The following is a 7,380-nucleotide window of genomic DNA, read 5'->3' on the forward strand; positions in this document are numbered from 1 at the left end:
GCCGAGAAGGAGATCACATCTCCGGACGTCGTCAACGCCCTGCCCACGGCGTCGTAGAGGTTCCCGTCGTCACCGAGGAAGTAGCCGGACGATCCGACCGGGTAGCCGTTCGTGTTGCTCCCCGCCTGTCCGGGCTGCGACACCGACACGCCGGCAGGCAGCGAGCCGAGGTCGTAGCTCGACTGGGAGGAGTAGTTCCAGACATGCATCCCGTAGTTCCCGCCGGTCACCGCGGCGGGGGCGGTGGTGGTGAGCGATCCCGTGCTGGCGGTGATCGTGCCGGTGCTCGCGCCGCCGAAGGCGGTGATGCCGCTGATGACGACATCGCCGGTGGAGTCGACGGGGAAGGGCTTCGTGGTCGTGCCGTCCGAGAATTTCAGCCCGGCGGGCAGTGTGACGGTGACGAGCTGGCCGGTGGCCGGGGTGCTCCCGTCGGTCGTCGCGTGCAGGACGACATCGCCGAGGGTGCCGCACGCGGGGACCGTGTACGGGCCGTTGACGAACTCGAGGGTCGGCTGCAGCGATGCGGCGGCTGCGGGGGTGGCGACGGCGACGGCGACGACGGGGATGGTCCATGCGGCACCGGCGACGATCGTGCGTCGCGACGTGCTGCCGCGGGTCTCCGCGGTGGAGTCGGAGGTTTCGTATGAAGAGGTGGATCGGGTCATGGTCGCTCTTTCTGAGAGATCGTCAGGGACGAGAGCGAGCATGCCCATCCGGGTGCACCGGCTGGTGCAGGCGGCCCTGTTTGGACCTCGATCGGCCGGCGTCGGTCCTCGATCAGCGCCGGAGCAGACTCCGAGCGCCGTGACGCCGCTCAGCGATCGAGCGCGTCCCGCAGGCGCCGCGGCGACCCGAAGCCCGACCGACGCGCGACGTGGGCCGCTCCTGCGTCGCCCCGCTCGAAGTACTCGCGGGCGAGGCGGAGGCGCGCACGGCGGATCTCGTCACGCGCGGTCGTTCCGTGCGCGGTGAAGACGCGGGTCAAGTAGCGCCTCGAGACGGCGAGCTCGCGCGCGAGCACCTCGACAGTCAACTCCGGTCGGCTCGCGTCGCGATCGATGCGCGCCATCGCCAGACGGTAGAGGTCGGCTTCGCGGGTGCCCGGCAGCTCGGCACCTCCGAAGCACGAGAGCACGAGCGCGAGCCCCAGGTTCTCGGCCGCGGAACGAAGATTCGAGAAACCCGGCTGCGACGGCGACATGTCGGAGTTGAGGACGGAGTTGACCGTCGCGACGACGATGGCGAAGAACGGCGTGTCACGGGAGAAGACCTGCGGCGCGGTGCTCTCAGCGAGGCCGCGCAGCGTCGGAGGGGCTTCGAACCGGAGTTCGATGCGGGCCGTCGGGCGCTGCGCGGCGAACAGGGGATCGGCCTCGGGGGGCAGTACAGCGATCGAGCCGGCGGGCAGCTCGAGGGGTGCGCGACCGTCTGCGACCAGGTGAGCGACGCTTTCGATCTGCAGCAGCACGCGGAGGTCCCCGCCGCCGCTCTTGCCCGTGCGCACGGTTCCGGCGGTGTGCCAGATCCGCGCCGCGGCGAAGGAGCCCGAGACGATCTCGTCGGCGAAGAGCTGCGGAGGCGCGGCCCCCGTCTCGAAGATCTGCTCGCGGCGAGCGAACCAGTCGTGGACCGCCGGGCCACGAAGGATCACATCGCGGTCGCGCCCGGCAGAGATGTCGTCCCGCGCGCCGGTCATGCGACGCGCCCGGGGCTCGATGTGCGCATGCGATGAGACTTTCACGTCGCGGGCCCGCACCGCAGGATCGAGCGGATCGAGGAACCTGCAACGGCGGATCGAGGAACCTGCAGCTGCGGATCGAGGACCCGGCTCTCAGGGCGCTGTTCGGGCGTTGCCGCCGACGAGGACCCGTGGCGCTGGGAACCGGCGCGGTCACCACTGCGTGGTGGGAGTCGACGTGGAGTCGCTCACCCCCCGCCGTCGAGCCTCCCGACGCCCGTGACTCGCACGACGGCGGCTCCCGCCTCGTCCGACTCGGCGAGGTCGACGGTCGCCGAGATCCCCCAGTCGTGGTCCCCCGCCGGGTCGTCGAGGATCTGCCGCACCCGCCACTGCGTCGGCGTCTGCTCGACGAGCAGCATCGCCGGTCCGCGGGCGTCGGGGCCGGTGCCGATCGTGTCGTGCTCGTCGTAGTAGTCGTCCAGCGCTTCCCCCCACGCGTCGGCGTCGAAGCCGGCCGCCGCGTCGAGCTCGCCCAGCGCCTCGTGGTCGTCGAGCGCCGCGAGGGTCACCCGGCGGAACATCTCGTTGCGCACGAGCACGCGGAACGCGCGCTGGTTCGCCGTGAGCCGGCGGGGGGCCGGCGGCACGATCGCCTGGTCGGCGTCGTGCAGGGCCGGGTTGACCAGCTCCTCCCACTCGTCGACGAGCGACGAGTCGACCTGGCGCACGAGCTCGCCGAGCCACTCGATCAGATCGTGCAGCTCCTCGTTCTTGATCTCGTCCGGGATCGTCTGCCGGGCCGCGCGGAACGCGTCGGACAGGTAGCGCAGGACGAGTCCCTCCGACCTCGACAGCTTGTAGAACGCGGTGTACTCGCCGAACGACATCGCCCGCTCGTACATGTCGCGCACGACGGACTTCGGCGACAGCTCGAAGTCGCGCACCCACGGCTGCGCGGCCGTGTAGGTCGCGAACGTCGCCTCGAGCAGCTCCTCGAGCGGCTTGGGGTGCGTGACCGACTCGAGCAGCTCCATCCGCTCCTCGTACTCGATCCCGTCGGCCTTCATCGCCGCCACCGCGTCGCCGCGCGCCTGGAACTGCTGGGCGCCGAGGATCTGCCGCGGGTCGTCGAGCGTCGACTCGAGCACCGAGATCACGTCGAGCGCGAAGGTCGGCGACTCGGGGTCGAGCACGTCGAACACCGCGAGCGCGAACGGCGAGAGCGGCTGGTTGAGCGCGAAGTTGGGCTGCAGATCGACGGTCAGACGGATGCGCACCACGCCGTCGGCGCCGACGCTCTGCTCGACCACGCCCGCCTCGCGCAGGGTCCGGTAGATGCCCAGCGCCCGACGGGCGAGCTGCAGCTGCCGCTTCCACGGCTCGTGGTTGTCGAAGATCAGCGCGTGCACGTTCGCGAAGGCGTCGCCGCCCCGCGCGATCACGTTCAGCAGCATCGCCGAGGTGATCGTCATGTGCGAGGTGAGCGTCTCGGGCTCCGCGTCGACGAGCTTGCGGAAGCTCGGCTCGCCCCAGCTCACGAAGCCCTGCGGAGCCCGCTTGGCGACCCACTTCCTCCGCTTCTTCGGATCGTCGCCCATCTTGTCGAGCGCCTTGCGGTTCTCGGACTCGTGCTCGGGCGCCTGCACGACCACGGTGCCCGCGGTGTCGTAGCCCGCCCGACCGGCGCGGCCGGCGATCTGGTGGAACTCGCGCGCCGAGAGCTGGCGCATCCTCGTGCCGTCGTACTTCGTCAGCGCCGTGAGCAGCACCGTGCGGATGGGCACGTTGATCCCGACGCCCAGGGTGTCGGTGCCGCAGATCACCCGCAGCATGCCCTGCTGGGCGAGCTGCTCGACGAGCCGGCGGTACTTGGGCAGCATGCCGGCGTGGTGCACGCCGATGCCCAGCCGCAGCAGCCGCGAGAGGGTCTTGCCGAAGGCCGTGGTGAAGCGGAACCCGCCGATCACCTCGGCGATGCGGTCGCGGTGCTCGCGGCTGGCGATGTTCGCGCTCGTGAGCGCCTGCGCCCGCTCGAGGGCGGCGGCCTGCGAGAAGTGCACGACGTAGACCGGCGACTGGTTGGTCGCGAGCAGCTCCTCGATCGAGTCGTGGATCGGCGCGATCTCGTAGAAGTAGTGCAGCGGCACCGGACGTTCCACGCCGGTCACGCGCGCCGTCTCGCGTCCCGTGCGCCGGGTCAGGTCGGCGGCGAGCGCCGTCACGTCGCCCAGGGTCGCCGACATCAGCACGAACTGCACGTGGGGCAGCGTCAGCAGCGGCACCTGCCAGGCCCAGCCGCGCGAGGGGTCCGCGTAGAAGTGGAACTCGTCCATCACCACCTGGTCGACGTCGGTCTCGGCCCCGTGACGCAATGCCAGGTTCGCGAGGATCTCGGCCGTGCAGCAGATGATCGGGGCGTCGGAGTTGACGGAGGAGTCGCCCGTCACCATGCCGACGTTCGCCGCCCCGAACACGTCGACGAGGGCGAAGAACTTCTCGGACACGAGCGCCTTGATCGGCGCCGTGTAGTAGCTGCGCTTCCCGGCGGCGAGGGCCGCGGCGTGCGCGCCGATCGCGACGAGCGACTTGCCGGTGCCGGTGGGCGTCGAGAGGATCAGGTTCGCTCCGGAGGCGATCTCGAGCATCGACTCGTCCTGCGCCGGGTAGAGCGGCAGACCGCGCGCCTCGGCCCACTCCGTGAACGCCAGGTAGACGGCGTCGTCGTCCACGCGCCCGTCGGCGTCGGGCGTCGGCATCCGTTCGAGCAGCGTCGGGTTCATCCCTCCATCCTCCCAGGCCGCACCGACGCCGCGGGCGGGGAGCCGGATCCCTGTCGGCGGTGCGGGCTAGGCTCCCCGGATGCGCGCCGCGATCCCCGCTCCCCGACTCGATCCCCTCCGCCTCGACTCCCTCGCCGAGGGGTTCGCCGGTGATCTCGGTGCGCGCGAGCACGCCGAGGGCCTGCACTTCGACGGGGTCGACCTCACGGGGGTCGACCTCACCGCCGTCTCGATCAGCGAGTGCGTGCTCTCCGCCGCCGTTCTCTCCGGGGCTCAGCTGCGCGCCGCCTCCGTCGTCGAGTCGCGCGTCGAGCGGATCGACGTGCCCGGCCTCTCCGCGGCCCGCAGCCGATGGCGGTCGGTCGAGCTCCTCGGCTCCCGGCTGGGTTCGGCGGAGCTCTACGAGAGCACCCTCGAGCAGGTGCGGATCACCGACTGCAAGCTCGGCTACGTGAACCTGCGCGGGGCCGCGCTCCGCGACGTCCTGCTCGAGCGCTGCACGATCGACGAGCTCGACCTGGGCGGGGCCACCGGGGCCCGGGTCCGCCTCGTCGACTGCGACGTCCGGTCCCTCGAGCTCGGTGGCGCCCGCCTCGAGCACCTCGATCTGCGCGGCGCCGAGCTGCACGTGCTCGGCGGCCTCGACGGCCTGCGCGGAGCTGCCCTGACGGAGCTGCAGTTGAGCCTCATGCTGCCGCTGTTCGCGCAGCACTTCGGAGTGCAGGTGCTGGGCTGAGGGTCAGCGGCGCACGAGCCTCGTGAGGGCCCGCCGACCGAGGAGGAACGCGCCCAGCACGAGCGCGGTGACGATCACGAAGCTCCACTGCACGCCCTGCTGCGAGACGATCCGGAGCAGCAGCCCCACGACGACCGTGCCCGCCCAGACGATCAACCCGGTCGGCACGATCCGGTCGGGAGCGCGCCACGAGCGCGCGAGCGCCCAGCCCGCGAGCAGTCCCGCGAGGAACGGCCAGAAGGTGGTCAGGAAGCCGAGCAGCTCGGCTCCCTCCTCGTGACTGCGGCGTCCGATCAGGACGAACACCGCGACGAGGACGACGTCGAGAGCGAGGGCGACCGCGATCCTCACGACGGTTCCGTCACGAAGTCGATCAGCTGCTCCACCCGTCCCAGCAGCGCCGGCTCCAGGTCGCGGAACGTCGTGACGGTCGACAGGATCCGCTGCCACGCGCGGGCGATGTCGGCCTGCTCCTCGTGCGGCCAGCCGAGCGCCTCGCAGATGCCGTGCTTCCACTCGATCGAGCGCGGGATCTCGGGCCAGCGCGTGAGCCCCACGCGGTCGGGCTTCACCGCCTGCCAGATGTCGATGTAGGGGTGGCCGACGACCAGGACGTGCTCGCCGTGCGGGCCGGCGGCGACGGTGTCGGCGATGCGCGACTCCTTCGACCCTCGGACGAGGTGGTCGACGAGCACCCCGATGCGCCGGCCCGGGCCCGGACGGAACTCGCGGACCAGCTCGTCGAGGTGGTCGACGCCCTCGATGTACTCGACGACGACGCCCTCGATGCGCAGGTCGTGCCCCCACACCTTCTCGACGAGCTCGGCGTCGTGCCGCCCCTCGACGTAGATGCGGCTGGGCAGCGCGACGCGCGCCTTCGCGTCGGCGACGTGGAAGGACCCGGAGGCGGAGCGCGCCCGGCCGAGGCTAGCGTCGCGCTTCAGACCGGGCGCCTTCAGCGACACCGGCTTGCCGTCGATCAGGAACCCGGGCCCGATCGGGAACACGCGCACCTTCCCGAACCGGTCCTCGAGCCGCACCATCCGCATCTCGACGCCGAGCACGGCGCCCACGAATCCGGAGGCGACCTCCTCGACCACGAGGTCGCGCACGGCCTCGACGACCGCCACCTCGACCTTGTGCTTCGCCCGCCAGTCCCCGGCGAGCACGTCCTGCCCGTACCTGTCGTCCATCCGACCGAGGGTACCCGCCGCCCCCGCGCGCCCCACCGCGCCGGGCCGGACCAGCGACGGCGGGGAGGGCGTTTCGAGATCCACGTCCACCAGCAGCCCCGCCTCTCCCTGGCGCGTTCCGCCGCCGCCTGGCGCGTTCGCGCCCGTGGTGTCAGTGGTGCCTGGTGTCATCCTCGTATGGTTCTTCTGGATGTCGAAGCGAGGCCCGCGGGCGGCGGTCCGAGCGTGCGCGAGTGCTTCGACGACGCGCTCGTCGCCGCCGTCGGAGCCGCCTGCGCGGTCGACGCGTTCCGCGCCCGAGCCGAAGCGCAGCGCGCCGAGCTGATCGAGCTCGCCCGCCGCACCGCGATGACGCTCCCGAACGCGCTCGTCGATCCGAGCGTTCAAGCCCACGTCGACCGCGAGGAAGCCGCGATGCGGGGCCTGATCGCCGAACTCGCCACAGGCATGCGAGTCTCCGAATCCCTCGCCGGCGTCCTCGTCGAGGAGAGTCGGATGCTCGTCAACGAACTGCCGCAGACTCTGACGGCTCTGCGAGAAGCCGCGATCGCACCCGAGCACGCCCGCGTGATCATCCGGGCGGCACTCGATCTCCCGATCGAGGTGCGCGGTCGCTTCGACGAAGCCGCAACGCCTCTCGCTCGCGAGTGCACACCTCCCCAGCTCCGGCGCCGCCTGCGGTCACTGCGCGAACGCCTGCACCCGGAGTCCCTCATCGACCGCCACACGCGGTGCGCCGCCCGCCGCGGCGTCTGGCTCGACGGCGACCTCGACGGCATGGCCACCCTGCACCTGCACCTCCCCGCCCCGGAGGCGCACGGCGCCTTCGACCGCATCGACCGCGCCGCCCGAAGCCTGCACGACGTCCCCGAGGAGGAGCGCACCCTCGGGCAGCTGCGCGCCGATGTCGCCACCGCGCTCCTGCTCGACGGCGAGGTCGTACCGGGCCCCGATGGTTCGCCGGCGACGGCGATCCCGCGGGGCATC

6 protein-coding genes and 1 pseudogene are annotated in these 7,380 nt (G+C 71.6%); 2 read left to right on the forward strand and 5 right to left on the reverse strand.

The window, feature by feature from the left end; genetic code table 11:
• The 3 genes and pseudogenes from ASF46_RS19420 to ASF46_RS11820 form a co-directional block, all read right to left on the reverse strand.
• Nucleotides 1-668: pseudogene (locus tag ASF46_RS19420) on the reverse strand (hypothetical protein); the annotation flags it as partial.
• A gap of 149 nt (nucleotides 669-817) precedes the next feature.
• Nucleotides 818-1,699 carry a helix-turn-helix domain-containing protein gene (locus tag ASF46_RS11815; RefSeq protein WP_056867782.1) on the reverse strand — a complete coding sequence of 294 codons (882 nt, stop codon included), beginning with the start codon at nucleotides 1,697-1,699 and terminating at the stop codon, nucleotides 818-820.
• A 230-nt stretch (nucleotides 1,700-1,929) separates the two neighbouring features.
• A complete protein-coding gene (locus tag ASF46_RS11820) occupies nucleotides 1,930-4,464 on the reverse strand; it encodes a DEAD/DEAH box helicase (RefSeq protein WP_056867783.1) in 2,535 nt (844 codons plus the stop codon).
• 79 nt (nucleotides 4,465-4,543) lie between these two features.
• Between ASF46_RS11820 and ASF46_RS11825 the strand changes: the two genes are divergently transcribed.
• Nucleotides 4,544-5,200 carry a pentapeptide repeat-containing protein gene (locus ASF46_RS11825; RefSeq protein WP_056867784.1) on the forward strand — a complete coding sequence of 219 codons (657 nt, stop codon included), beginning with the start codon at nucleotides 4,544-4,546 and terminating at the stop codon, nucleotides 5,198-5,200.
• A 3-nt stretch (nucleotides 5,201-5,203) separates the two neighbouring features.
• On the opposite strand, the gene ASF46_RS11830 is transcribed toward ASF46_RS11825, so the two are convergent.
• Both ASF46_RS11830 and ASF46_RS11835 read right to left on the reverse strand, forming a co-directional pair.
• Entirely contained in the window at nucleotides 5,204-5,551 is a 348-nt protein-coding gene (locus ASF46_RS11830; protein ID WP_056867785.1) for a DUF3054 domain-containing protein, read from the reverse strand.
• Nucleotides 5,548-6,393, reverse strand: coding sequence for a DUF3097 domain-containing protein (locus tag ASF46_RS11835; protein ID WP_056867786.1), 846 nt, complete (start codon nucleotides 6,391-6,393; stop codon nucleotides 5,548-5,550). The genes ASF46_RS11830 and ASF46_RS11835 overlap by 4 nt, the downstream gene beginning before the upstream one ends.
• Nucleotides 6,394-6,570: 177 nt before the next feature.
• On the opposite strand from ASF46_RS11835, the gene ASF46_RS11840 reads away from it, so the two are divergent.
• The coding region (locus ASF46_RS11840) for a DUF222 domain-containing protein (RefSeq protein ID WP_157602641.1) at nucleotides 6,571-7,380 on the forward strand (810 nt) is incomplete at its 3' end.

The sequence above is a fragment of the Rathayibacter sp. Leaf296 genome (assembly GCF_001423045.1).
Taxonomy (GTDB): Bacteria; Actinomycetota; Actinomycetes; order Actinomycetales; family Microbacteriaceae; genus Rathayibacter; species Rathayibacter caricis.